The following is a 26,699-nucleotide window of genomic DNA, read 5'->3' as shown; positions in this document are numbered from 1 at the left end:
TTGAAGGCACGGTAACACGTGCTGGAGGACCGAACCCACTAACGTTGAAAAGTTAGGGGATGAGCTGTGGATAGGGGTGAAAGGCTAAACAAACCTGGAAATAGCTGGTTCTCTCCGAAAACTATTTAGGTAGTGCCTCGTGTATCACCTTCGGGGGTAGAGCACTGTCATGGTTGTGGGGTCCATTGCGGATTACTACGCCATAGCAAACTCCGAATACCGAAGAGTGCAATCACGGGAGACAGACATCGGGTGCTAACGTCCGGTGTCAAGAGGGAAACAACCCAGACCGCCAGCTAAGGTCCCCAAATATGACTAAGTGGGAAACGAAGTGGGAAGGCTAAAACAGTCAGGAGGTTGGCTTAGAAGCAGCCACCCTTTAAAGAAAGCGTAATAGCTCACTGATCGAGTCGTCCTGCGCGGAAGATGTAACGGGGCTAAGTCATATACCGAAGCTGCGGATGCGTGCTTTGCACGCATGGTAGGAGAGCGTTCCGTAAGCCTGCGAAGGTGCACTGGAAAGTGTGCTGGAGGTATCGGAAGTGCGAATGCTGACATGAGTAGCGATAAAGGGGGTGAAAGGCCCCCTCGCCGTAAGCCCAAGGTTTCCTACGCAACGTTCATCGGCGTAGGGTGAGTCGGCCCCTAAGGCGAGGCAGAAATGCGTAGCTGATGGGAAGCAGATTAATATTTCTGCACCATTGTGAAATGCGATGGGGGGACGGATCGCGGAAGGTTGTCCGGGTGTTGGAAGTCCCGGTCGCTGCATTGAAGAGGGTGCTTTGGCAAATCCGGGCACAGGACTCAAGGGTGTGGCGCGAGCTTCTTCGGAAGCGAAGCAACTGGAAGGGGTTCCAGGAAAAGCCTCTAAGCTTCAGTTTCACAGTGACCGTACCGCAAACCGACACAGGTGGGCGAGATGAGTATTCTAAGGCGCTTGAGAGAACTCGGGAGAAGGAACTCGGCAAATTGGTACCGTAACTTCGGGATAAGGTACGCCCTTGTAGCTTGACTGGCCTGCGCCAGGAGGGTGAAAGGGTTGCAATAAACTGGTGGCTGCGACTGTTTAATAAAAACACAGCACTCTGCAAACACGAAAGTGGACGTATAGGGTGTGACGCCTGCCCGGTGCCGGAAGATTAAATGATGGGGTGCAAGCTCTTGATTGAAGTCCCGGTAAACGGCGGCCGTAACTATAACGGTCCTAAGGTAGCGAAATTCCTTGTCGGGTAAGTTCCGACCTGCACGAATGGCGTAACGATGGCCACACTGTCTCCTCCCGAGACTCAGCGAAGTTGAAGTGTTTGTGATGATGCAATCTCCCCGCGGCTAGACGGAAAGACCCCATGAACCTTTACTGTAGCTTTGCATTGGACTTTGAACCGGTCTGTGTAGGATAGGTGGGAGGCTATGAAGCGTGGACGCCAGTCTGCGTGGAGCCGTCCTTGAAATACCACCCTGATCTGTTTGAGGTTCTAACCTTGGCCCGTAATCCGGGTCGGGGACAGTGCATGGTAGGCAGTTTGACTGGGGCGGTCTCCTCCCAAAGTGTAACGGAGGAGTACGAAGGTACGCTAGGTACGGTCGGAAATCGTGCTGATAGTGCAATGGCATAAGCGTGCTTGACTGTGAGACTGACAAGTCGAACAGGTGCGAAAGCAGGTCATAGTGATCCGGTGGTTCTGTATGGAAGGGCCATCGCTCAACGGATAAAAGGTACTCTGGGGATAACAGGCTGATACCGCCCAAGAGTTCATATCGACGGCGGTGTTTGGCACCTCGATGTCGGCTCATCTCATCCTGGGGCTGTAGCCGGTCCCAAGGGTATGGCTGTTCGCCATTTAAAGAGGTACGTGAGCTGGGTTTAAAACGTCGTGAGACAGTTTGGTCCCTATCTGCCGTGGGCGCTGGATATTTGAAGGGGGCTGCTCCTAGTACGAGAGGACCGGAGTGGACGAACCTCTGGTGTACCGGTTGTCACGCCAGTGGCATCGCCGGGTAGCTATGTTCGGAAGAGATAACCGCTGAAAGCATCTAAGCGGGAAACTCGCCTTAAGATGAGATATCCCCGGGGCTTCGAGCCCCTTGAAGGGTCGTTCAAGACCAGGACGTTGATAGGTCAGGTGTGCACGTACAGTAATGTACTGAGCTAACTGATACTAATTGCCCGTAAGGCTTGATCCTATAACCGGTGTGTTTTACCCCCAGCAGGGGGAGCGACACGCACACGGTTGAGATCGGTGTTGTGCCAGAAACAACGCAACCCCCCACACACGAATCCTTTACGCTTCTTCCCGATTGGCTGTGGCGCATACCATTGCGACGCAGCAACCCGTCATGCCTGATGACCATAGCGAGTCGGTCCCACCCCTTCCCATCCCGAACAGGGCCGTGAAACGACTCCACGCCGATGATAGTGCGGATTGCCCGTGTGAAAGTAGGTAATCGTCAGGCTCCTCCCAAGCCAGAAACCCCACCCACCGCGGTGGGGTTTCTGCGTTTACGGAATACTAACGGTCAATCACCATATAAGTGAGAACGTCGGGTTCGGAACGGTCAAGCAGGCCTTGACAAAAAGATGTTGTTCCCCCATAATCGTCAGTTCTCTGCGGAGGGGTGCCCGAGTGGCTAAAGGGGGCAGACTGTAAATCTGTTGGCTTACGCCTACGTTGGTTCGAATCCAACCTCCTCCACCAAGATGCAAGTTGTAGCAGTTGTTGGGAATCCATGATCCTTGCGGGTGTAGCTCAATGGTAGAGCAGAAGCCTTCCAAGCTTACGACGAGGGTTCGATTCCCTTCACCCGCTCCAGCAACACAGAAGTAGCGCCCATGTGGCTCAGTGGTAGAGCACTCCCTTGGTAAGGGAGAGGTCGGCAGTTCGATCCTGCCCATGGGCACCAGAAGTACTCGGTGATTGTTTGCGCCCGGCGCAACGTACGGAAAATCCTCTTAGGAGTCGAAAATGGCCAAGGGTAAGTTTGAGCGGACCAAGCCGCACGTGAACGTGGGCACGATCGGTCACGTTGACCACGGCAAGACCACGCTGACGGCAGCGATCACGACGGTTCTGACGCAGAAGTTCGGCGGCGAAGCGAAGGCGTACGACCAGATCGACGCAGCGCCGGAAGAGAAGGCGCGCGGCATTACCATCAACACCGCGCACGTCGAGTACGAAACGGCTAACCGCCACTACGCACACGTCGACTGCCCGGGCCACGCTGACTACGTGAAGAACATGATCACGGGCGCGGCACAGATGGACGGCGCAATTCTGGTGTGCTCGGCTGCTGACGGCCCGATGCCGCAAACGCGTGAGCACATCCTGCTGGCGCGTCAGGTTGGCGTTCCGTACATCATCGTGTTCCTGAACAAGTGCGACATGGTGGACGACGCCGAGTTGCTGGAGCTCGTCGAGATGGAAGTTCGCGAACTTCTGTCGAAGTACGACTTCCCGGGCGACGACACGCCGATCATCAAGGGTTCGGCCAAGCTGGCGCTGGAAGGCGACAAGGGCGAGCTGGGCGAAGTGGCGATCATGAACCTGGCCGATGCGCTGGACACGTACATCCCGACGCCGGAGCGCGCGGTTGACGGTGCGTTCCTGATGCCGGTGGAAGACGTGTTCTCGATCTCGGGTCGCGGCACGGTGGTGACGGGCCGCGTCGAGCGTGGCGTCGTCAAGGTCGGCGAGGAAATCGAGATCGTCGGCATCCGCGCAACGGCCAAGACGACCTGCACGGGCGTGGAAATGTTCCGCAAGCTGCTCGACCAGGGTCAGGCAGGCGACAACGTGGGTATCCTGCTGCGCGGCACGAAGCGTGAAGACGTGGAGCGTGGTCAGGTGCTGGCCAAGCCGGGTTCGATCAACCCGCACACGCACTTCACGGCTGAAGTGTACGTGCTGAGCAAGGACGAGGGCGGCCGTCACACGCCGTTCTTCAACAACTACCGTCCGCAGTTCTACTTCCGTACGACGGACGTGACGGGCTCGATCGAGCTGCCGAAGGACAAGGAAATGGTGATGCCGGGCGACAACGTGTCGATCACGGTGAAGCTGATCAACCCGATCGCGATGGAAGAAGGCCTGCGTTTCGCAATTCGCGAAGGTGGCCGTACGGTCGGCGCTGGTGTCGTCGCCAAGATCATCGAGTAACGCCAGAAAGTTCTCGATAATCAGTTGTATCGGGGTTGGCGGTTGCGTCAACCCCAAATGGTTTAGGGGTATAGCTCAACTGGCAGAGCGTCGGTCTCCAAAACCGAAGGTTGGGGGTTCGATTCCCTCTGCCCCTGCCAACTATCGCGCCGTAGTGGTGCTTCGTTAAGGTGTTATGGCGAATCCTTCCGTCGAAACTGTAAATACATCCGGCGACAAGTTGGTGTTGATCGCAGGTGTGTTGCTGGTCTTGGCCGGGTTCGTGGGGTTCTTCTGGCTCAACGGCCAGGAATGGTACATCCGCGGAGCCGCCTTGGCTGTTGGTGCGATCGCGGGTGTCGCAGTCGGTCTTCTCTCAGCGCCTGGCAAGGGTTTCATCGCTTTCGCCAAAGACTCGTACAAAGAAGTCCGTAAGGTTGTTTGGCCGACTCGCAAAGAGGCGACACAAACAACACTCGTGGTGTTCGGCTTCGTAGTCGTGATGGCCATCTTCCTCTGGGTTTGTGATAAATCCATTGAGTGGGCGATTTTCTCGGCGATTCTGGGTTGGAAATGATATGAGTGATACTCCGGCATCCCCGAGTGCTAAGCGTTGGTACGTGGTGCACGCCTATTCCGGTATGGAGAAGAGCGTGCAGCGAGCGCTTCAAGAGCGCATCGAACGGGCTGGCATGCAGGATCAGTTTGGCCAGATTCTCGTTCCGACAGAAGAAGTCGTTGAGGTGAAGGGCGGTCACAAATCAGTGACAGAGCGTCGTTTCTTTCCCGGCTACGTCTTAGTCGAAATGGAAATGACAGACGAAACTTGGCATCTCGTGAAGAACACGGCGAAGGTTACCGGTTTTGTCGGCGGAGCGCGTAATCGGCCGAGCCCGATTTCCCCGCGGGAAGTTGAAAAAATCATGTCGCAGATGCAGGAGGGCGTGGAGAAGCCGCGTCCAAAGACCCTGTTCGAGGTGGGCGAGATGGTCCGGGTGAAGGAAGGCCCGTTCACAGATTTCAACGGCAGCGTCGAAGAAGTGAACTACGAAAAATCGCGAGTCCGTGTTTCCGTTACGATCTTCGGCCGCGCAACTCCGGTCGAATTGGAATTCGGCCAAGTCGAAAAGTTGTAATCCAGAGTTTACGGAACGCACCGATGGGTGCGTTCCGTATTTCGCGCTTACGGCCCGCATAAATGGCCGTTGAGGAGCGTAACTAGCCAGCTGTGCCGGCGAACACGCGCTACTACTCACTGAGCGTCCGGAAGTAAGTCGGCGTTCCAAAGAGGTTCTCGAAATGGCAAAGAAAATTATCGGCTTTATCAAGCTGCAGATTCCTGCAGGTAAAGCCAACCCTTCGCCGCCGGTCGGTCCGGCACTGGGCCAACGCGGCCTGAATATCATGGAGTTCTGCAAGGCGTTCAACGCGCAGACTCAAGCAATGGAACCGGGTCTGCCGATTCCTGTCGTGATCACGGCATTCGCAGACAAGAGCTTTACGTTCGTTCTGAAGACGCCGCCCGCAACGGTTCTGATCAAGAAGGCAGCGAAGCTCGACAAGGGTTCGAGCAAGCCGCATACCGACAAGGTCGGCAAGATCACCCGCGCTCAAGCTGAAGATATCGCCAAGACCAAGATGCCCGATCTGACGGCTGCCGATCTGGATGCAGCGGTTCGTACGATCGCTGGTAGCGCCCGCTCGATGGGCATCACCGTGGAGGGCGTGTAAATGGCTAAGCTTTCGAAGCGTCTGCAAGCATTTGCAGCAAAAGTTGATCGTCAGAAACTGTATCCGATCGAGGACGCTCTGTCGCTCGTGAAGGGGTGCGCGAGCGCGAAGTTCGACGAGTCGATCGACGTCGCCGTGCAACTCGGCATCGACGCAAAGAAATCGGATCAAGTGGTTCGCGGCTCTGTCGTGCTCCCGGCCGGTACCGGTAAATCGGTTCGCGTCGCTGTGTTCGCACAGGGCGAAAAGGCTGAACAGGCTCGTGCGGCTGGCGCCGAAGTGGTCGGTATGGAAGACCTGGCCGAGCAGGTCAAGGCAGGCAACCTGAACTTCGACATCGTGATCGCTTCGCCGGATACGATGCGTGTCGTCGGTACGCTCGGTCAGATCCTCGGGCCGCGCGGCCTGATGCCGAACCCGAAGGTCGGCACGGTCACGCCGGACGTCGCGACCGCTGTCAAGAATGCCAAGGCTGGCCAGGTGCAATTCCGTGTCGACAAGGCGGGTATCATCCACGCAACGATCGGCCGCGCCTCGTTCGAACCGGCAGCTCTGCGCACCAACCTGAACGCGCTGATCGAAGCGCTGCAGAAGGCGAAGCCGGCAACGAGCAAGGGCGTGTATCTGCGCAAAGTCGCTCTGTCGAGCACGATGGGTGTCGGCGTTCGCGTCGACCAGACGTCGATCGCTGCACAGTAATGAATTTGGCCGCACCGGCGCGAGCCGGAGCGGTTTTTAAGGGCTTTGGGCGGTTGCGAGGTGGCAGACTGCATTTCGCGACCGGTTGTCAAAGACCGTTGGTGGGCACGCAGCAGGCAGGCGGGTCCTTAATGTAAAGCCAACGCAGATGGCGAACCCGAAAAGGTTTTGTAGTGATGAAGCCGTTGGATGTCCGTAGCGATATGGATTTTTGACGGTCGAAATACTCCTGACTGGTCGGACGCCGTTATTGAACGCGGTACACAAGGCGCACGCTGCGTGTATCGAATCTGGAGGTTAACCGTGCCACTCAACAAAGAAAGCAAGCAGGCCGTCGTCGCTGAGGTTGCCGCGCAAGTCGCGAAAGCTCAGACCGTGGTTCTGGCTGAGTATCGTGGAATCGCGGTTGGCGATCTGACCAAGCTGCGCGCGAAAGCGCGTGAGCAACAGGTTTACCTTCGTGTGTTGAAGAACACGTTGGCGCGTCGCGCCGTCGAAGGTACCCCGTTTGCTCCGCTGGCAGAGCAGATGACTGGTCCCCTGATCTACGGCATCTCGGAAGATGCAATTGCTGCTGCTAAGGTCGTCAATGACTTCAGCAAGAGCAATGACAAGTTGGTCATCAAGGCTGGTTCCTACGAAGGCAAGGTGATGGACAAGGCTGGCGTGCAAGCGCTGGCGAACATCCCGAGCCGCGAAGAGCTGCTCTCCAAGCTGTTGTACGTTATGCAGGCACCTGTTTCTGGCTTCGCGCGCGCTCTGGCCGCGCTGGCAGACAAGAAACAAGGCGAAGAAACCGCTGCGTAATGCACTTCAGTCGAGCGTAATTGATCGCTGGCTGTATCCGAATTCAATTTAGGAGTATTTCAAATGGCAATCGCAAAAGAAGACATCCTCGAAGCCGTAGGCTCGATGTCCGTTCTGGAACTGAACGAGCTGGTTAAGGCGTTCGAAGAAAAGTTTGGCGTGTCGGCAGCTGCTGTCGCAGTGGCAGGCCCGGCAGGTGCTGGCGGTGGCGCTGCTGCTGCTGAAGAGCAGACGGAATTCACGGTCATCCTGGCTGAAGTCGGTGCAAACAAGGTTTCGGTCATTAAGGCTGTTCGCGAACTGACGGGTCTCGGCCTGAAGGAAGCGAAGGATCTGGTCGACGGCGCACCGAAGCCCGTTAAGGAAGCGGTGCCCAAGGCTGCAGCTGAAGAAGCCAAGAAGAAGCTGGAAGAAGCCGGCGCGAAGGCTGAAATCAAGTAAGTTTCAACGCGCTGTGCGAAGGCTGGCGGTTTTTCACCGCCGGCCTTTTTGTGCTTTGTGGGGGCAGCGGTTTTGCGGGTGTATTCCGGCAAGGGCGTGATCCCAAGAAGCCAAAGAAAATCGCCAATCGGCACTATTGACCGGCGCTTCTCTTTGTCTTCTGAAGCGACTGCAGAAGGCAAGTTTGGTCGGGTAGCGGGCAACACAGGCATCCGCTGCCGTCAGCCAGCGGTTGGTAGCGGCCAACCACCAAGCTTCTAGGCTCGTTCAAGCCATCGGACAGCCATCGGGTCTCAGTCGGTGAACACTCGGGTTGTCTCATCAAGGTATCCTGCCTCGACAACTATGCCCGCCGTGATTCGGAGATCGTATGCAATATTCCTTCACCGAGAAGAAGCGCATTCGCAAGAGTTTTGCGAAGCGCCCCATCGTTCACCAAGTACCTTTCCTGCTGGCTACCCAGCTTGAATCATTCAGCACGTTTCTGCAAGCAGATACGTCGTCTACGCAACGCAAGCCGGAAGGCCTGCAGGCAGCGTTTACTTCCGTTTTCCCGATCGTTTCGCACAACGGCTTCGCGCGTCTCGAGTTCGTCAGCTACATGCTGTCGCCGCCGGCATTCAACATTAAGGAATGCCAGCAGCGCGGTCTGACGTACTGCTCGGCGCTGCGCGCCAAGGTGCGTCTGGTGTTGCTCGACAAGGAATCGCCGAGCAAACCTGTCGTGAAGGAAGTGAAAGAGCAGGAAGTGTACATGGGCGAAATTCCGCTCATGACGCCGACCGGTTCGTTCGTTATCAACGGCACGGAACGTGTGATCGTTTCGCAGTTGCACCGTTCGCCGGGCGTGTTCTTCGAACACGACAAGGGCAAGACGCACAGCTCGGGCAAGTTGCTGTTTTCGGCACGTATCATTCCTTACCGTGGCTCGTGGCTCGACTTCGAGTTCGACCCGAAGGACGTGCTGTACTTCCGCGTCGACCGGCGCCGCAAGATGCCGGTTACGATTCTGCTGAAGGCAATCGGCCTGACGCCGGAGCAGATCCTCGCAAACTTCTTCGTGTTCGACAATTTCACGCTGATGCCGGAAGGCGCGCAGATGGAATTCGTGCCGGAGCGTCTGCGCGGTGAAGTTGCGCGCTTCGATATCACGGACCGCGACGGCAACGTGATCGTCCAGAAGGACAAACGGATCAACGCCAAGCACATTCGCGACCTTGATAACGCGAAGACCAAGTTCATCTCGGTGCCGGAAGACTATCTGCTCGGCCGCGTACTCGCGAAGAACGTGATCGACGGCGATACGGGTGAAGTCATCGCGAACGCGAACGACGAAATCACCGAATCCGTGCTCGAGAAGCTGCGCGAAGCGAAGATTAAGGACATCCAGACGCTCTACACGAACGATCTGGACCAGGGCCCGTATATCTCGTCGACGCTGCGAATCGACGAAACGGTCGACAAGATGGCCGCGCGCATCGCGATCTACCGCATGATGCGTCCTGGCGAGCCGCCGACCGAAGAAGCGGTCGAGGCACTGTTCAACCGCCTGTTCTACAGCGAAGAAGCGTATGACCTGTCGAAGGTGGGTCGTATGAAGTTCAACCGCCGCGTCGGCCGTGACGAAATCATCGGCCCGATGACGCTGCAGGACGACGACATCCTCGCGACGATCAAGATTCTTGTCGAGCTGCGCAACGGCAAGGGCGAAGTGGACGACATCGACCACCTCGGCAACCGTCGTGTGCGTTGCGTTGGTGAACTCGCGGAGAATCAGTTCCGCGCGGGGCTTGTGCGTGTCGAACGTGCTGTGAAGGAACGCCTCGGCCAGGCCGAAAGCGAAAACCTGATGCCGCACGACCTGATCAACTCGAAGCCGATCTCATCGGCGATCCGCGAGTTCTTCGGTTCGTCGCAGCTGTCGCAGTTCATGGACCAGACCAACCCGCTGTCGGAAATCACGCACAAGCGTCGTGTTTCCGCACTGGGCCCGGGCGGTCTGACGCGCGAGCGTGCAGGCTTCGAAGTTCGCGACGTGCACCCGACTCACTACGGCCGTGTGTGCCCGATTGAAACGCCGGAAGGTCCGAACATCGGTCTGATCAACTCGCTCGCTCTGTACGCGCACCTGAACGAATACGGCTTCCTCGAGACGCCGTATCGCAAGGTGGCGGACGGCAAGGTGACCGACCAGATCGACTACCTGTCGGCGATCGAAGAAGGCCGTTACGTGATCGCTCAGGCGAACGCGGCGGTGGCCGACGACGGCACGCTGACCGACGAACTCGTGTCGTCGCGTGAAGCGGGCGAAACCCTGATGGTCACGCCGGACCGCATCCAGTACATGGACGTGGCGCCGTCGCAGATCGTGTCGGTCGCAGCTTCGCTGATTCCGTTCCTCGAGCACGACGACGCGAACCGCGCATTGATGGGCTCGAACATGCAGCGTCAGGCTGTGCCGTGTCTGCGTCCGGAAAAGCCGGTCGTCGGTACGGGCATCGAGCGCACCGTGGCGGTCGACTCGGGCACGACGGTTCAGGCACTGCGTGGCGGTGTGGTCGATTACGTCGACGCTGGCCGTATCGTGATTCGCGTGAACGACGACGAAGCGGTCGCGGGTGAAGTCGGTGTCGACATCTACAACCTGATCAAGTACACGCGTTCGAACCAGAACACGAACATCAACCAGCGTCCGATCGTGAAGATGGGCGACAAGGTTGCGCGTGGCGACGTGCTGGCTGACGGCGCATCGACCGATCTGGGCGAGCTCGCGCTCGGCCAGAACATGCTGATCGCGTTCATGCCGTGGAACGGCTACAACTTCGAAGACTCGATCCTGATCTCGGAGAAGGTCGTTGCGGACGACCGTTACACGTCGATCCACATCGAAGAACTGAACGTCGTTGCACGCGACACGAAGCTCGGACCGGAAGAAATCACGCGCGACATCTCGAACCTCGCGGAAGTGCAGCTTGGCCGTCTCGACGAGTCGGGCATCGTGTACATCGGCGCGGAAGTCGAAGCGGGCGACGTGCTGGTCGGCAAGGTCACGCCGAAGGGCGAAACCCAGCTGACGCCTGAAGAAAAGCTGCTGCGCGCGATCTTCGGTGAGAAGGCGTCGGACGTGAAGGACACGTCGCTGCGCGTGCCCTCCGGCATGAGCGGCACCGTGATCGACGTGCAGGTGTTCACGCGTGAAGGTATCCAGCGCGACAAGCGCGCGCAACAGATCATCGACGATGAACTGAAGCGCTATCGCCTCGACCTGAACGACCAGCTGCGTATCGTGGAAGGCGATGCGTTCCAGCGTCTTGCGCGTATGCTCGAAGGCAAGGTGGCGAACGGCGGTCCGAAGAAGCTCGCGAAGGGCACGAAGATCGAGCGCGCTTACCTCGAAGATCTGGACCACTATCACTGGTTCGACATCCGCCTCGCGGATGAAGAAGCAGCGGCCCAGCTCGAAGCGATCAAGAACTCGATCGAAGAGAAGCGTCACCAGTTTGACCTCGCGTTCGAAGAGAAGCGCAAGAAGCTCACGCAAGGCGACGAACTGCCGCCGGGCGTGCTGAAGATGGTCAAAGTGTATCTGGCGGTGAAGCGCCGTCTGCAGCCTGGCGACAAGATGGCCGGCCGTCACGGTAACAAGGGTGTCGTGTCGAAGATCGTGCCGATCGAAGACATGCCGTACATGGCCGACGGCCGTCCGGCTGACGTCGTTCTGAACCCGCTCGGCGTGCCGTCGCGGATGAACGTGGGTCAGGTTCTCGAAGTACATCTGGGTTGGGCCGCGAAGGGCCTCGGCTGGCGTATCGGCGAAATGCTGCAGCGTCAGGCGAAGATCGCTGAACTGCGCGAATTCCTGATCAAGATCTACAACGAATCGGGCCGCGCCGAAGAGCTGGACACCTTCAGCGACGACGAAATCCTCGAGCTGGCGAAGAACCTGCGCGAAGGCGTGCCGTTCGCGACGCCGGTGTTCGACGGTGCGACGGAAGAGGAAATGTCGCGCGCGCTGGATCTGGCGTTCCCGGACGACATCGCTGAAAACCTCGGCATGACGCCGTCGAAGAACCAGGTGCGTCTGTTCGACGGCCGCACGGGCGAGATGTTCGAACGTACGGTGACGGTCGGCTACATGCACTATCTGAAGCTGCACCACCTGGTCGACGACAAGATGCACGCGCGTTCCACGGGCCCGTACTCGCTCGTGACGCAGCAGCCGTTGGGCGGTAAGGCGCAGTTCGGTGGCCAGCGTTTCGGTGAAATGGAAGTGTGGGCGCTCGAAGCGTACGGCGCATCGTACGTGCTGCAGGAAATGCTGACGGTGAAGTCGGACGACGTGACGGGCCGGACCAAGGTTTACGAGAACCTGGTCAAGGGCGATCACGTGATCGATGCCGGCATGCCTGAGTCGTTCAACGTGTTGGTGAAGGAAATCCGGTCGCTGGGTATCGACATCGACCTGGACCGGAACTAATCGGACTACTGGAGAGAAGCGATGAAAGCTTTGCTCGATCTATTCAAGCAAGTCCAACAACCTGAAGTTTTTGACGCGATCAAGATCGGTCTGGCCTCGCCGGACAAGATCCGTTCGTGGTCGTTCGGTGAAGTCAAGAAGCCGGAAACCATCAATTACCGCACGTTCAAGCCGGAACGCGATGGTCTGTTCTGCGCGAAGATTTTCGGGCCGATCAAGGACTACGAATGCCTTTGCGGTAAATACAAGCGCCTGAAGCACCGTGGCGTGATCTGTGAGAAGTGCGGCGTCGAAGTGACGCTCGCGAAGGTGCGTCGTGAGCGGATGGGCCACATTGAGCTGGCCTCGCCGGTCGCGCACATCTGGTTCCTGAAGTCGCTGCCGTCGCGTCTGGGCATGGTGCTCGACATGACGCTGCGCGACATCGAGCGCGTGCTGTACTTCGAAGCATACGTGGTGATCGATCCGGGCATGACGCCGCTCAAAGCGCGGCAGATCATGACCGAAGAGGATTACTACAACAAGGTCGAGGAATACGGCGACGAATTCCGTGCCGAAATGGGTGCGGAAGGTATTCGCGAACTGCTGCGCGCGATCAACATCGACGAACAGGTCGAACTGCTGCGCACGGAGCTCAAGAACACCGGCTCGGAAGCGAAGATCAAGAAGTACGCGAAGCGCCTGAAGGTGCTCGAGGCGTTCCAGCGTTCGGGCATCAAGCCGGACTGGATGGTCCTCGAAGTGCTGCCGGTGCTGCCGCCGGAACTGCGTCCGCTGGTGCCGCTCGACGGCGGCCGTTTCGCGACGTCGGACCTGAACGACCTGTATCGCCGCGTGATCAACCGTAACAACCGGTTGAAGCGTCTGCTCGAGCTGAAGGCACCTGAAATCATCGTCCGTAACGAAAAGCGGATGTTGCAGGAAGCGGTCGACTCGCTGCTCGACAACGGCCGTCGCGGCAAGGCGATGACCGGCGCGAACAAGCGTCCGCTGAAGTCGCTCGCCGACATGATCAAGGGTAAGGGCGGTCGTTTCCGTCAGAACCTGCTCGGTAAGCGTGTCGACTACTCGGGCCGTTCGGTGATCGTGGTCGGCCCGACGCTGAAGCTGCATCAGTGCGGTCTGCCGAAGCTGATGGCGCTCGAACTGTTCAAGCCGTTCATCTTCAACAAGCTCGAAGTGATGGGTGTCGCTACCACCATCAAGGCAGCGAAGAAGGAAGTCGAGAACCAGACACCGGTCGTGTGGGACATCCTCGAAGAGGTGATCCGCGAGCACCCGGTCATGCTGAACCGTGCGCCGACGCTGCACCGTCTCGGCATCCAGGCTTTCGAGCCGGTGCTGATCGAAGGTAAGGCAATCCAGCTGCACCCGCTCGTTTGCGCGGCGTTCAACGCCGACTTCGACGGTGACCAGATGGCTGTTCACGTGCCGCTGTCGCTCGAAGCGCAGATGGAAGCGCGCACGCTGATGCTCGCGTCGAACAACGTGCTGTTCCCGGCCAACGGCGATCCGTCGATCGTGCCGTCGCAGGATATCGTGCTCGGCCTGTACTACGCGACGCGCGAAGCCGTGAACGGCAAGGGCGAAGGCCTGACGTTCACGGGCGTGTCGGAAGTGCTGCGCGCGTACGAGAACAAGGAAGTCGAGCTGGCCTCGCGAGTCAACGTGCGGATCACCGAAATGGTCCACAACGAAGACAAGTCGGAAGGCGCGCCGGCGTTCGTGCCGAAGATCACGCTGTACGCAACCACGGTTGGCCGCTCGATCCTGTCGGAAATCCTGCCGCCGGGCCTGCCGTTCTCGGTGCTGAACAAGCCGCTGAAGAAGAAGGAAATCTCGCGTCTGATCAACACCGCGTTCCGCAAGTGCGGTCTGCGTGAGACGGTGATTTTCGCTGACCAGCTGATGCAGTCGGGCTTCCGTCTGGCAACGCGCGCCGGTATTTCGATCTGCGTCGACGACATGCTCGTGCCGCCGCAGAAGGAAACCATCGTTGGCGATGCCGCGAAGAAGGTGAAGGAATACGACCGTCAGTACATGTCGGGTCTCGTCACGTCGCAAGAACGCTACAACAACGTGGTCGACATCTGGTCGGCGACGTCGGAAGCGGTCGGCAAGGCGATGATGGAACAGCTGTCGACGGAACCGGTGGTGGATCGCGACGGTAACCAGACGCGTCAGGAGTCGTTCAACTCCATCTACATGATGGCGGACTCGGGTGCTCGTGGTTCCGCGGTTCAGATTCGTCAGCTGGCCGGTATGCGTGGCCTGATGGCGAAGCCGGACGGCTCGATCATCGAGACGCCGATTACGGCGAACTTCCGTGAAGGCCTGAACGTGTTGCAGTACTTCATCTCGACCCACGGCGCACGTAAGGGTCTGGCTGATACGGCACTGAAGACGGCAAACTCGGGCTACCTGACACGGCGTCTGGTCGACGTGACGCAGGATCTGGTGGTGGTCGAGGACGATTGCGGTACGTCCAACGGCGTCGCCATGAAGGCGTTGGTCGAAGGCGGTGAAGTGGTCGAAGCGCTGCGTGACCGTATCCTCGGTCGCGTGACGGTGGCTGACGTCGTCAATCCGGAATCGCAGGAAACGCTGTACGAAACGGGCACGTTGCTCGACGAAGACGCGGTCGAAGAAATCGAACGCCTCGGCATCGACGAAGTGCGCGTGCGTACGCCGCTGACTTGCGAAACGCGCTACGGTCTGTGCGCAGCCTGCTACGGCCGCGACCTGGGCCGCGGCTCGTCGGTCAACGTCGGTGAGGCAGTCGGCGTGATCGCTGCGCAGTCGATCGGCGAACCGGGCACTCAGCTCACGATGCGTACGTTCCACATCGGTGGTGCGGCGTCGCGTGCGGCGGTGGCTTCGTCGGTCGAAGCGAAGTCGAACGGTACGGTGCGTTTCACGTCGACGATGCGTTACGTCACGAATGCGAAGGGCGAGCAGATCGTCATCTCGCGTTCGGGCGAAGCGATGATCACCGACGATCACGGCCGCGAGCGCGAGCGTCACAAGGTGCCGTACGGCGCCACGCTGCTGCAGCTCGACGGTGCGCAGATCAAGGCCGGCACGCAACTGGCCACGTGGGATCCGATGACGCGTCCGATCATCACCGAGTACGGTGGTACGGTGAAGTTCGAGAACGTCGAGGAAGGCGTGACGGTCGCGAAGCAGATCGACGACGTGACGGGTCTGTCAACGCTCGTCGTGATCGACGTGAAGCGTCGTGGTTCGCAGGCCTCGAAGACGGTGCGTCCGCAGGTCAAGCTTCTCGATGCGAACGGCGAGGAAGTGAAGATCCCGAACACCGAGCACTCGGTGCAGATCGGCTTCCAGGTCGGCGCGCTGATCACCGTGAAGGACGGTCAGCAGGTGCAGGTCGGTGAAGTGCTCGCACGTATTCCGACCGAATCGCAGAAGACGCGTGACATTACCGGCGGTTTGCCGCGTGTGGCGGAACTGTTCGAAGCACGTTCGCCGAAGGACGCGGGTATCCTGGCGGAAGTCACGGGTACGACGTCGTTCGGTAAGGACACGAAGGGCAAGCAGCGTCTCGTTATCACGGACCTCGAGGGCAATCAGCACGAGTTCCTGATCGCGAAGGAAAAGCAGGTTCTGGTGCACGATGGTCAGGTCGTCAACAAGGGCGAAATGATCGTCGACGGGCCGGCGGATCCGCACGACATCCTGCGTCTGCAGGGCGTCGAGGCGCTGTCGCGTTACATCGTGGACGAAGTGCAGGACGTGTACCGTCTGCAGGGCGTGAAGATCAACGACAAGCACATCGAAGTGATCGTGCGTCAGATGCTGCGCCGCGTGCAGATTTCGGACAACGGCGATACGCGATTCATCCCGGGCGAACAGGTCGAGCGGTCGGACATGCTCGACGAGAACGACCGTATGATCGCGGAAGACAAGCGTCCGGCCACGTACGAAAACGTGCTGCTCGGTATCACGAAGGCGTCGCTTTCGACCGATTCGTTCATCTCCGCGGCGTCGTTCCAGGAAACGACCCGCGTGCTGACCGAAGCGGCGATCATGGGCAAGCGCGACGACCTGCGTGGCCTGAAGGAAAACGTGATCGTCGGCCGTCTGATTCCGGCCGGTACGGGTCTCGCGTTCCACAAGGCGCGCAAGAGCAAGGAATTGGCCGACCGCGAGCGTTTCGATCAGATCGCAGCGGAAGAGTCGTTCGAATTCGGTACGCCGGAAGCCCCGGCCGCCGAACAGCAGCACTCGGGCGAGTAAGTGCGGGCGGCGTAAGCCGCCTCACCTGACGAGCCACGAAAGCCGCTCAGTTTCGACTGAGCGGCTTTTTTTATGCTCTATTTTTCCGCGTGCGTCGGGGCCATGCACCGGCGCAGTCCTAGGCTCGATGGCTAACGTTGTCGCAAAGCGCGGGCGCGGCCCGAATGCGTTGGTAAAATTCGTCTCACCGCCTGCGCGCCGTTCCCTTCGCCGTCTCTCAAATACATGTCCCGTCCGCTCGAAATCCTCAACGAAGTCTTCGGTTATCCCGCGTTCAGGGGGCAGCAGGGCGAAATTGTCGAGCACGTCGCCGACGGCGGGGATTGCCTCGTGCTGATGCCGACGGGTGGCGGCAAATCGCTGTGCTATCAGATTCCGTCGCTAGTTCGGCGCGAACGCGGCTTCGGTGCGGGCATCGTGGTGTCGCCGCTGATCGCGCTGATGCAGGATCAGGTAGCTGCGCTGACCGAAGTAGGCGTGCGCGCCGCGTACCTGAACTCGACGCTCTCGAGCGCTGAGGCGATTGCCACCGAGCGCGCGCTGCGCGACGGCGACATCGATCTGCTCTACGTCGCGCCGGAACGGCTGATGACACCGCGCTTCCAGGAACTGCTCGAGCGTACGCGCATCGGCCTTTTCGCGATCGACGAAGCGCATTGCGTGTCGCAATGGGGGCACGATTTCCGGCCCGAGTATATTCAGCTGTCGGTGCTGCACGAGCGCTTTCCGAATGTGCCGCGCATCGCGCTAACGGCCACCGCCGACGCAATCACGCGCGACGAAATCATCCACCGTCTCGCGCTCGAGGATGCACGCGTGTTCGTGTCGAGTTTCGACCGGCCGAACATCCGCTATCGCATCGCCGAGAAAGACAATGCGCGCACGCAGCTGCTCGATTTCATCCGTGCCGAGCATACGAAACCCGACGGTACGACCGACGCGGGCGTCGTCTATTGCCTGTCCCGCCGCAAGGTCGAAGAAACCGCGGAGTGGCTGAAGGAAAAGGGCATGCGGGCGCTGCCGTACCACGCCGGCATGGAGTTCGAGGTGCGCCAGAAGCATCAGGAGATGTTCCAGCGCGAGGAGGGTGTGGTGATGTGCGCGACGATCGCCTTCGGCATGGGCATCGACAAACCCGACGTGCGGTTCGTCGCGCATCTGGATTTGCCGAAGAGCGTCGAAGGCTACTACCAGGAGACCGGCCGCGCGGGCCGCGACGGGTTGCCGTCGAACGCGTGGATGGCCTACGGGCTCGGCGATGTCGTGCAGCAGCGCAAGATGATCGACGAATCGGAGGCTGACGACGCGCACAAGCGCGTCCAGACCGGCAAGCTCGACGCTTTGCTCGGTTTGTGCGAAACGGCGACCTGCCGGCGGGTGCGCTTGCTCGCGTACTTCGGCGAAACGAGCCAGCCGTGCGGCAACTGCGACAACTGCCTGGAGCCGCCGCCAACCTGGGATGCGACGCGCGAGGCTCAAATGGCGCTGTCGTGCGTCTTTCGCGCGCAGCGGGCCAGCGGCTTTCATTTTGGCGCCGGACACCTGATCGATATTTTGCGCGGCAACCGCAGCGAGAAAATCATGCAGCGCGGCCACGAGAAGCTGACTACATTCGGTATCGGCGCGGCACTCGGTGAGCCGGAGTGGCGCGCGGTGTTCCGCCAGCTCGTCGCATTCGGCTACCTCACGGTCGACCACGAGGGCTTCGGTTCCCTCGTGCTGACGGAGGCGAGCAAGCCGGTGCTCAAGGGCGAGCAGAAGGTGACGATGCGCCGCTACGTGAAGCCGACACGCACGCGTCAATCGTCGGGGCGTACGAGCGAGCGCGCAGATCCGACGATCGGCATGGGTCCTCGAGAGCGCGCCCGCTGGGAGCGTCTGCGCATGTGGCGCACCGAAACCGCGAAGAGCGACGGCGTGCCGGCTTACGTGATTTTCCATGACGCGACGCTCGCGGAAATCGCCCGTCTCGGGCCCGATTCTATCGACGATTTGCGCAGTATTCCGGGCATGGGAGCGCGTAAACTAGATCGTTTCGGCTACGAATTGCTGAATGTCGTGGCGGCAGACTGACGTCATCTGGCTGTTTTGCAGGATCGACAGGGGTGCGGAACATCGCAACCTATTGACTCCCTTAGTATTTTCGGAATATTATGCTAGGTTCCGGTTCTTGGAATGCTTGCGCGCGGCTTCAGTTCGTGCGCGAGTAAGCCGAGCGGAAGTTCGATGCGCAGGCGTTTTCGCTTTGCCCGGAAACAGATGCGTCGATTTTGTTCAATTTCAGGAATAAACAATGCCAACCATCAATCAACTGGTTCGCAAAGGCCGCACGTCGGAAACGACGAAGAGCAAGAGCCCGGCCTTGCAGGACTGCCCCCAGCGTCGCGGCGTGTGCACCCGTGTGTACACCACGACGCCGAAGAAGCCGAACTCGGCACTCCGTAAGGTCGCCAAGGTTCGTCTGACGAACGGCTTCGAAGTCATTTCGTACATCGGTGGTGAAGGCCACAACCTGCAGGAACACTCGGTGGTGCTGATTCGCGGCGGCCGTGTGAAGGACTTGCCGGGTGTGCGTTACCACATGGTTCGCGGCTCGCTGGATACCCAGGGCGTCAAGGATCGTAAGCAGGCTCGCTCGAAGTACGGTGCGAAGCGTGCCAAGGCTGGCAAGTAATTAGCCGGTCAATCGTAGTTTCAGGTCGCCTGCGAAGGCGGTAATAGCGATGGTGCCGGAGTCGCCGGTGCTATCGAGTAAGTGGTCACCCGACCAGGCTGGTTAGTCTTACGGATGAATCGGGTTAGTTGGTGGCCGCGGGGCTGCAAACAGCTCCAACTGAAAAGGTAAAGGAAGAAACATGCCGCGTCGTCGCGAAGTCCCCAAGCGGGAAGTGTTGCCGGATCCGAAGTTCGGCAACGTTGATGTAGCAAAATTCATGAACGTGCTGATGCTCTCCGGCAAGAAGTCGGTTGCCGAGCGTATCGTGTACGGCGCTTTCGAACAGATCCAGACCAAGGGTGGCAAGGACCCGCTGGAAGTGTTTACGGTGGCGCTCAACAACGTCAAGCCGGTGGTCGAAGTTAAGAGCCGCCGCGTTGGTGGTGCGAACTATCAGGTTCCGGTAGAAGTGCGCCCGTCGCGTCGTATGGCATTGGCGATGCGTTGGCTGCGTGAAGCCGCGAAGAAGCGTAGCGAGAAGTCGATGGCCCTGCGTCTGGCAGGTGAACTCTCCGAAGCGGCCGAAGGCCGTGGCGGCGCGATGAAGAAGCGCGACGAAGTTCACCGGATGGCAGAAGCCAACAAGGCGTTCTCGCACTTCCGTTTCTAAGCTTCCCGGCCTCGGGTTTAGCGGAAAAGCGGAAAGAAATTCTGGGCGGGTGCGCTTTAAAGGCGCCTCGCCCGTTTGTGTTACAGCGCGATGGGTATCTCTCGCATCGCGTCATCCCAATAGAGGATCAAAGTGGCTCGCAAGACTCCTATCGAGCGCTACCGTAACATCGGTATCAGCGCTCACATCGACGCCGGCAAAACGACGACGACCGAGCGCATTCTGTTCTACACGGGCGTGAACCACAAGATTGGTGAAGTTCACGACGGCGCTGCCACCATGGACTGGATGGAGCAGGAACAGGAACGCGGCATCACGATTACTTCCGCTGCTACCACGGCATTCTGGAAGGGTATGGCGGGCGACCGCGCCGAGCACCGGATCAACATCATCGACACCCCGGGCCACGTCGACTTCACGATTGAAGTCGAGCGCTCGATGCGCGTGCTCGACGGCGCGTGCATGGTGTACTGCGCTGTGGGCGGCGTGCAGCCCCAGTCGGAAACCGTGTGGCGTCAGGCTAACAAGTACAAGGTTCCCCGTCTCGCGTTCATCAACAAGATGGACCGTACCGGCGCGAACTTCTTCAAGGTCTACGATCAGCTCAAGCTGCGTCTGAAGGCGAACCCGGTTCCGGTCGTCGTGCCTATCGGCGCGGAAGAGAACTTCACGGGCGTCGTCGATCTGATGAAGATGAAGGCGATCATTTGGGACGACGCGTCCCAGGGTACCAAGTTCTCGTACGAAGAGATCCCGGCGGAACTCGTCGACTCGTGCAACGAATGGCGCGAAAAGATGATCGAAGCCGCCGCTGAGTCGAGCGAAGAGCTGATGAACAAGTACCTGGAAGAGGGCGAGCTCTCCGAAGCGGAAATCATCAAGGGCTTGCGCGACCGTACGATCGCGTGCGAAATCCAGCCGATGCTGTGCGGTACCGCGTTCAAGAACAAGGGTGTGCAGCGCATGCTGGACGCCGTGCTCGACTTCCTGCCGTCGCCGATCGATATTCCGCCGGTTACCGGCGAGCTCGAGAACGGTGAAAAGGGCGAGCGCCGTGCTGCTGACGACGAAAAGTTCTCGGCACTCGCGTTCAAGATCATGACCGACCCGTTCGTTGGTCAACTAATCTTCTTCCGTGTGTACTCCGGCGTGGTGAATTCGGGCGACACGTTGCTGAACGCGACCAAGGACAAGAAGGAACGTCTGGGCCGTATTCTGCAGATGCACGCGAACCAGCGCGAAGAAATCAAGGAAGTGCGTGCAGGCGACATCGCTGCTGCGGTCGGTCTGAAGGATGCGACCACGGGCGACACGCTGTGCGACCCGACAAGTCCGATCGTGCTCGAGCGGATGATTTTCCCGGAACCCGTGATTTCGCAGGCTGTTGAGCCGAAGACGAAGCCGGACCAGGAAAAGATGGGTCTGGCGCTGAACCGTCTGGCGCAGGAAGATCCGTCGTTCCGCGTCCAAACGGACGAAGAATCGGGTCAAACCATTATTTCGGGTATGGGCGAGCTCCACCTGGAAATTCTGGTCGATCGGATGAAGCGTGAGTTCGGCGTTGAAGCAACGGTTGGCAAGCCGCAAGTGGCTTACCGCGAAACCATTCGCGGCAAGGCGGAAGACGTTGACGGCAAGTTCGTCAAGCAGTCGGGCGGTCGCGGCCAGTACGGTCACGCGGTGATCACGCTTGAGCCAAACGAGCAGGGCAAGGGCTACGAGTTCCTGGACGAGATCAAGGGCGGTGTGATTCCGCGTGAATATATCCCGGCAGTCGACAAGGGTATCCAGGAAACGCTGAAGGCAGGCGTGCTGGCGGGCTTCCCGGTCGTTGACGTGAAGGTTCATCTGACGTTCGGTTCGTACCACGACGTCGACTCGAACGAAAATGCGTTCCGCATGGCTGGTTCGATGGCATTCAAGGAAGCGATGCGCAAGGCAAGCCCGGTCATCCTCGAACCGATGATGGCTGTGGAAGTCGAAACGCCGGAAGACTACATGGGCAACGTGATGGGCGATCTGTCCGGCCGTCGCGGTATTGTTCAGGGCATGGACGACATGGTAGGCGGCGGCAAGATCGTTCGCGCCGAAGTGCCGCTGTCGGAAATGTTCGGCTACTCGACGTCGCTGCGTTCGCTGACGCAAGGTCGCGCAACGTACACGATGGAGTTCAAGCACTACGCTGAAGCTCCGCGCAACGTGTCGGAAGCGATCATCAACGCGAAGTCGAAGTAATCGCGCGGCAAAGTCATTCAACGATTAACTTTCTGAAAGAAGAGAAACATGGCTAAAGGTAAATTCGAACGGACCAAGCCGCACGTGAACGTGGGCACGATCGGTCACGTTGACCACGGCAAGACCACGCTGACGGCAGCGATCACGACGGTTCTGACGCAGAAGTTCGGCGGCGAAGCGAAGGCGTACGACCAGATCGACGCAGCGCCGGAAGAGAAGGCGCGCGGCATTACCATCAACACCGCGCACGTCGAGTACGAAACGGCTAACCGCCACTACGCACACGTCGACTGCCCGGGCCACGCTGACTACGTGAAGAACATGATCACGGGCGCGGCACAGATGGACGGCGCAATTCTGGTGTGCTCGGCTGCTGACGGCCCGATGCCGCAAACGCGTGAGCACATCCTGCTGGCGCGTCAGGTTGGCGTTCCGTACATCATCGTGTTCCTGAACAAGTGCGACATGGTGGACGACGCCGAGTTGCTGGAGCTCGTCGAGATGGAAGTTCGCGAACTTCTGTCGAAGTACGACTTCCCGGGCGACGACACGCCGATCATCAAGGGTTCGGCCAAGCTGGCGCTGGAAGGCGACAAGGGCGAGCTGGGCGAAGTGGCGATCATGAACCTGGCCGATGCGCTGGACACGTACATCCCGACGCCGGAGCGCGCGGTTGACGGTGCGTTCCTGATGCCGGTGGAAGACGTGTTCTCGATCTCGGGTCGCGGCACGGTGGTGACGGGCCGCGTCGAGCGTGGCGTCGTCAAGGTCGGCGAGGAAATCGAGATCGTCGGCATCCGCGCAACGGCCAAGACGACCTGCACGGGCGTGGAAATGTTCCGCAAGCTGCTCGACCAGGGTCAGGCAGGCGACAACGTGGGTATCCTGCTGCGCGGCACGAAGCGTGAAGACGTGGAGCGTGGTCAGGTGCTGGCCAAGCCGGGTTCGATCAACCCGCACACGCACTTCACGGCTGAAGTGTACGTGCTGAGCAAGGACGAGGGCGGCCGTCACACGCCGTTCTTCAACAACTACCGTCCGCAGTTCTACTTCCGTACGACGGACGTGACGGGCTCGATCGAGCTGCCGAAGGACAAGGAAATGGTGATGCCGGGCGACAACGTGTCGATCACGGTGAAGCTGATCAACCCGATCGCGATGGAAGAAGGCCTGCGTTTCGCAATTCGCGAAGGTGGCCGTACGGTCGGCGCTGGTGTCGTCGCCAAGATCATCGAGTAAAATCGAAGATTGCTGTAGCAGTAGGCAGTGCCCGGGTCCGGGCACTCGCTCTCCGCGAGCGTCCGGGACTACGTTCTTTTACCAATCGGCGGTGCAATACCGCTTCGCTCTTTTCAAGGAATTTGTCATGCAGAACCAGAAAATCCGCATTCGCCTGAAGGCTTTCGACTATCGTCTGATCGACCAATCGGCAGCTGAAATCGTCGACACGGCAAAGCGGACTGGCGCAATCGTTCGTGGTCCGGTGCCCCTGCCGACCCGCATTCAACGTTTCGACATCCTGCGTTCGCCGCACGTCAACAAGACGTCGCGTGACCAGCTCGAAATTCGCACGCACCAGCGTCTGATGGACATCGTCGACCCGACGGACAAGACCGTTGACGCACTGATGAAGCTGGATCTGCCGGCTGGCGTGGACGTTGAAATCAAGCTGCAGTAAGGCTCCAGCCCTTGTCCGGTAAGCCGGACAGCGCTAAGTCATTGATTGCTTGCGAAAAACGTAAAGGCTCGCTATAATAGTGGGCTTTTCGCGCATTTGCGCAAAAAAGTCGGCGTGCTGCAGCATGGTTTCATGCCCGAAGCGGCGCCGGCATTTTGTAAATTAGCCCCGACCAATCGCAGTCGGGAATGGAGAAAACGATGAGCCTTGGACTCGTAGGTCGCAAGGTTGGCATGACCCGTATCTTCACGGCTGAAGGGGATTCGATTCCCGTCACCGTGCTGGACGTGTCCGACAACCGTGTGACGCAGATCAAGACTGTTGAAACCGACGGCTACACGGCTGTGCAGGTTACCTTCGGTACGCGCCGCGCGTCGCGCGTGACGAAGCCGTTGGCAGGTCATCTCGCCAAAGCCGGCGTTCAAGCCGGTGAAATCCTCAAAGAATTCCAGATCGATGCCGCTATGGCTGCCGAGCTGTCGAGCGGCACCGTGGTTGGTCCCGAGCTGTTCGAAGTGGGCCAGAAGGTCGACGTGCAAGGCGTGTCGATCGGTAAGGGCTACGCCGGTACCATCAAGCGTTACAACTTCTCGTCGGGCCGTGCATCGCACGGTAACTCGCGCTCGCACAACGTGCCGGGCTCGATCGGTATGGCGCAGGATCCGGGTCGTGTTTTCCCGGGTAAGCGCATGACCGGTCACATGGGTGACGAGAAGGTAACGGTGCAAAACCTCGAAATCGCTCGTATCGACGCTGACCGCAAGCTGCTGCTGGTCAAGGGCGCCGTTCCGGGTGCGAAGGGTGGCAAGGTATTCGTTACGCCGGCCGTGAAGACGCGTGCTGTGAAAGGAGCGAAATAATGGAACTTAAGCTCCTGAATGCCAATGGTCAGGAAGGTGCAGGCGTTAGCGCGTCGGACGTAGTGTTCGGCCGCGATTACAACGAAGCCCTGATTCACCAGGTGGTGGTTGCGTACCAGGCGAATGCCCGTAGTGGCAACCGCGCGCAGAAGGATCGTGAGCAGGTCAAGCACACGACCAAGAAGCCGTGGCGCCAGAAGGGTACGGGCCGCGCCCGTGCCGGTATGTCGTCGAGCCCGCTGTGGCGCGGCGGTGGCCGTATCTTCCCGAATTCGCCGGAAGAAAACTTTTCGCACAAGGTCAACAAGAAGATGCATCGCGCAGGTCTCTGCTCGATCTTCTCGCAACTGGCCCGCGAAGGCCGTATCTCGGTGGTCGACGAGCTGACGCTCGAAGCACCGAAGACGAAGCTGCTGGCCGAAAAATTCAAGGCGATGGGTCTCGACTCCGTGCTGGTGATTACCGACACGGTTGACGAAAACCTGTACCTCGCGTCGCGCAACCTCGCCCACGTGGCGGTTGTCGAGCCGCGTTACGCCGACCCGCTGTCGCTGATCTACTTCAAGAAGATCCTGATCACGAAGGCTGCGGTCGCCCAGATCGAGGAGTTGCTGTCATGAGCGAGATTCGCAAGAACGATCATCGTTTGATGCAGGTCCTGCTCGCGCCGGTGGTCTCCGAAAAGGCGACGCTGGTTGCCGACAAGAACGAGCAGGTTGTGTTCGAAGTCGCGCCGGATGCCACGAAGCAGGAAGTAAAGGCTGCAGTCGAGCTGTTGTTCAAGGTGGAAGTCGATTCCGTCAACGTGCTGGTCGCGAAGGGCAAAGCCAAGCGCTTTGGTCGCTTCATGGGCAAGCGCAAGGACGTGAAGAAGGCGTACGTCTGCCTGAAGCCAGGCCAGGAAATCAACTTTGAAGCGGAGGCCAAGTAATCATGGCAATCGTGAAAGTTAAGCCGACTTCGCCGGGTCGCCGTGCGATGGTCAAGGTGGTCAACAAAGAATTGCACAAGGGCAAGCCGTTCGCGGCACTGCTCGACACGCAGTCGTCGACCGCCGGCCGTAACAACAACGGTCACATCACCACGCGCCACAAGGGTGGTGGTCACAAGCATCACTATCGTGTCGTCGATTTCCGTCGCACGAAGGACGGTATTCCGGCAAAGGTCGAGCGTCTCGAATACGACCCGAACCGTAGCGCAAACATCGCGCTGGTTCTGTACGCAGACGGCGAGCGCCGTTACATCATCGCTCCGAAGGGTGTCACCGTCGGTCAGCAACTGATGTCGGGTTCGGAAGCGCCGATCCGCGCAGGCAACACGCTGCCGATCCGCAACATTCCGGTCGGTACGACGATTCACTGCATCGAAATGCTGCCGGGTAAGGGCGCGCAAATGGCGCGTTCGGCTGGTACGTCGGCGATGCTGCTGGCTCGCGAAGGCGTCTACGCGCAGGTTCGTCTGCGTTCGGGCGAAATCCGCCGCGTCCACGTTGAATGCCGCGCAACGATCGGTGAAGTGGGCAACGAAGAGCACAGCCTCCGTCAAATCGGTAAGGCTGGCGCGAACCGCTGGCGCGGCATCCGCCCGACGGTGCGTGGCGTTGCAATGAACCCGGTCGACCACCCGCACGGTGGTGGCGAAGGCAAGACTGCGGCAGGCCGCGATCCGGTGAGCCCGTGGGGCACGCCGACGAAGGGCTATCGCACCCGCAGCAACAAGCGCACGACGAGCATGATCGTCCAGCGCCGTCACAAGCGTTAAGGAGTAGGCAATGGCACGTTCTATTAAGAAAGGTCCGTTCTGCGACGCCCATTTGCTGAAGAAGGTTGAGGCGGCTGCAGCTACGCGCGATAAGAAACCGATCAAGACCTGGTCGCGTCGTTCGACGATCCTGCCGGACTTCATCGGTCTGACGATCGCCGTTCACAACGGCCGTCAACACGTTCCGGTGTATGTCACGGAAAACATGGTCGGCCACAAGCTTGGCGAGTTCGCACTGACCCGTACGTTCAAGGGTCACGCGGCCGACAAGAAGGCCAAGAAATAAGGGGC

At 59.3% G+C, this 26,699-nt stretch carries 20 protein-coding genes, 4 tRNA genes and 2 rRNA genes (1 of these 26 running past the window's edge); all 26 read left to right on the top strand.

Translation table 11 applies throughout. The features are described 5' to 3' along the window. Positions 1-2,184, top strand: a 23S ribosomal RNA gene (locus L0U84_RS18505) (it extends 697 nt beyond the left edge of the window). A gap of 156 nt (positions 2,185-2,340) precedes the next feature. Beyond that, positions 2,341-2,454, top strand: a 5S ribosomal RNA gene (gene rrf, locus L0U84_RS18500). Positions 2,455-2,610: 156 nt separating this feature from the next. Further along, a tRNA-Tyr gene (locus tag L0U84_RS18495) sits at positions 2,611-2,696 on the top strand. A 40-nt stretch (positions 2,697-2,736) separates the two neighbouring features. Continuing rightward, positions 2,737-2,810 (top strand) — tRNA-Gly (locus tag L0U84_RS18490). Positions 2,811-2,826: 16 nt separating this feature from the next. Next, positions 2,827-2,901: transfer RNA gene (locus L0U84_RS18485), tRNA-Thr, on the top strand. Positions 2,902-2,963: 62 nt separating this feature from the next. After that, positions 2,964-4,154 (top strand): elongation factor Tu, encoded by a 1,191-nt coding sequence (gene tuf / locus L0U84_RS18480; RefSeq protein ID WP_018420138.1) that lies wholly within the window; start codon positions 2,964-2,966, stop codon positions 4,152-4,154. Positions 4,155-4,218: 64 nt separating this feature from the next. Further along, positions 4,219-4,294, top strand: a tRNA-Trp gene (locus L0U84_RS18475). A 35-nt stretch (positions 4,295-4,329) separates the two neighbouring features. Continuing rightward, complete coding sequence (secE, locus tag L0U84_RS18470; protein ID WP_233851597.1) at positions 4,330-4,710, top strand: preprotein translocase subunit SecE; 381 nt, start codon at positions 4,330-4,332, stop codon at positions 4,708-4,710. A gap of 1 nt (position 4,711) precedes the next feature. Next, positions 4,712-5,269 carry a transcription termination/antitermination protein NusG gene (gene nusG / locus L0U84_RS18465; RefSeq protein ID WP_233851596.1) on the top strand — a complete coding sequence of 186 codons (558 nt, stop codon included), beginning with the start codon at positions 4,712-4,714 and terminating at the stop codon, positions 5,267-5,269. Positions 5,270-5,432: 163 nt separating this feature from the next. Then, positions 5,433-5,864, top strand: a complete 432-nt coding sequence (gene rplK, locus L0U84_RS18460) for a 50S ribosomal protein L11 (RefSeq protein ID WP_008922976.1) — start codon at positions 5,433-5,435, stop codon at positions 5,862-5,864. Beyond that, positions 5,865-6,563 carry a 50S ribosomal protein L1 gene (gene rplA, locus L0U84_RS18455; protein WP_233851595.1) on the top strand — a complete coding sequence of 233 codons (699 nt, stop codon included), beginning with the start codon at positions 5,865-5,867 and terminating at the stop codon, positions 6,561-6,563. Between the two features lie 303 nt (positions 6,564-6,866). Continuing rightward, positions 6,867-7,370, top strand: a complete 504-nt coding sequence (rplJ, locus tag L0U84_RS18450) for a 50S ribosomal protein L10 (protein WP_233851593.1) — start codon at positions 6,867-6,869, stop codon at positions 7,368-7,370. A 63-nt stretch (positions 7,371-7,433) separates the two neighbouring features. Continuing rightward, positions 7,434-7,811: a 50S ribosomal protein L7/L12 gene (rplL, locus tag L0U84_RS18445; protein ID WP_008922979.1), complete on the top strand. Its 378-nt coding sequence runs from the start codon at positions 7,434-7,436 to the stop codon at positions 7,809-7,811. A gap of 370 nt (positions 7,812-8,181) precedes the next feature. Further along, the gene (rpoB, locus tag L0U84_RS18440; RefSeq protein ID WP_233851591.1) at positions 8,182-12,288 is read left to right on the top strand and encodes a DNA-directed RNA polymerase subunit beta; all 4,107 of its coding nucleotides are present in this window, start codon (positions 8,182-8,184) and stop codon (positions 12,286-12,288) included. Positions 12,289-12,309: 21 nt separating this feature from the next. Beyond that, a complete protein-coding gene (rpoC, locus tag L0U84_RS18435) occupies positions 12,310-16,548 on the top strand; it encodes a DNA-directed RNA polymerase subunit beta' (protein ID WP_233851589.1) in 4,239 nt (1,412 codons plus the stop codon). Between the two features lie 225 nt (positions 16,549-16,773). Further along, positions 16,774-18,621: a DNA helicase RecQ gene (gene recQ, locus L0U84_RS18430; RefSeq protein ID WP_233851588.1), complete on the top strand. Its 1,848-nt coding sequence runs from the start codon at positions 16,774-16,776 to the stop codon at positions 18,619-18,621. 220 nt (positions 18,622-18,841) lie between these two features. Continuing rightward, positions 18,842-19,222 carry a 30S ribosomal protein S12 gene (gene rpsL, locus L0U84_RS18425; protein WP_006053290.1) on the top strand — a complete coding sequence of 127 codons (381 nt, stop codon included), beginning with the start codon at positions 18,842-18,844 and terminating at the stop codon, positions 19,220-19,222. Between the two features lie 181 nt (positions 19,223-19,403). After that, positions 19,404-19,874 carry a 30S ribosomal protein S7 gene (rpsG, locus tag L0U84_RS18420; protein WP_006053291.1) on the top strand — a complete coding sequence of 157 codons (471 nt, stop codon included), beginning with the start codon at positions 19,404-19,406 and terminating at the stop codon, positions 19,872-19,874. Between the two features lie 132 nt (positions 19,875-20,006). Beyond that, entirely contained in the window at positions 20,007-22,109 is a 2,103-nt protein-coding gene (fusA, locus tag L0U84_RS18415) for an elongation factor G (protein WP_233851587.1), read from the top strand. A 48-nt stretch (positions 22,110-22,157) separates the two neighbouring features. Then, a complete protein-coding gene (gene tuf / locus L0U84_RS18410; RefSeq protein ID WP_018420138.1) occupies positions 22,158-23,348 on the top strand; it encodes an elongation factor Tu in 1,191 nt (396 codons plus the stop codon). Positions 23,349-23,475: 127 nt separating this feature from the next. Then, entirely contained in the window at positions 23,476-23,787 is a 312-nt protein-coding gene (rpsJ, locus tag L0U84_RS18405; protein ID WP_006998489.1) for a 30S ribosomal protein S10, read from the top strand. A gap of 200 nt (positions 23,788-23,987) precedes the next feature. Beyond that, positions 23,988-24,647 (top strand): 50S ribosomal protein L3, encoded by a 660-nt coding sequence (gene rplC, locus L0U84_RS18400; RefSeq protein WP_233851586.1) that lies wholly within the window; start codon positions 23,988-23,990, stop codon positions 24,645-24,647. Continuing rightward, on the top strand, positions 24,647-25,267 hold the full coding sequence (rplD, locus tag L0U84_RS18395) for a 50S ribosomal protein L4 (protein ID WP_007180136.1): 621 nt from the start codon (positions 24,647-24,649) through the stop codon (positions 25,265-25,267). Before rplC ends, rplD begins: the two co-directional genes overlap by 1 nt. Beyond that, positions 25,264-25,578: a 50S ribosomal protein L23 gene (rplW, locus tag L0U84_RS18390; protein WP_008923345.1), complete on the top strand. Its 315-nt coding sequence runs from the start codon at positions 25,264-25,266 to the stop codon at positions 25,576-25,578. The genes rplD and rplW overlap by 4 nt, the downstream gene beginning before the upstream one ends. Positions 25,579-25,580: 2 nt before the next feature. After that, the gene (gene rplB / locus L0U84_RS18385) at positions 25,581-26,408 is read left to right on the top strand and encodes a 50S ribosomal protein L2 (RefSeq protein WP_008923344.1); all 828 of its coding nucleotides are present in this window, start codon (positions 25,581-25,583) and stop codon (positions 26,406-26,408) included. Positions 26,409-26,418: 10 nt separating this feature from the next. Continuing rightward, positions 26,419-26,694: a 30S ribosomal protein S19 gene (gene rpsS, locus L0U84_RS18380; RefSeq protein ID WP_027797286.1), complete on the top strand. Its 276-nt coding sequence runs from the start codon at positions 26,419-26,421 to the stop codon at positions 26,692-26,694. The last annotated feature ends 5 nt before the right edge of the window (positions 26,695-26,699 follow it).

It is taken from the genome of Paraburkholderia sp. HD33-4 (genome assembly GCF_021390635.1).
Lineage (GTDB): Bacteria > Pseudomonadota > Gammaproteobacteria > Burkholderiales > Burkholderiaceae > Paraburkholderia.
The sequence above is the reverse complement of the archived record's forward strand: the minus strand, read 5'-3'. Positions and strand labels throughout refer to the sequence as shown.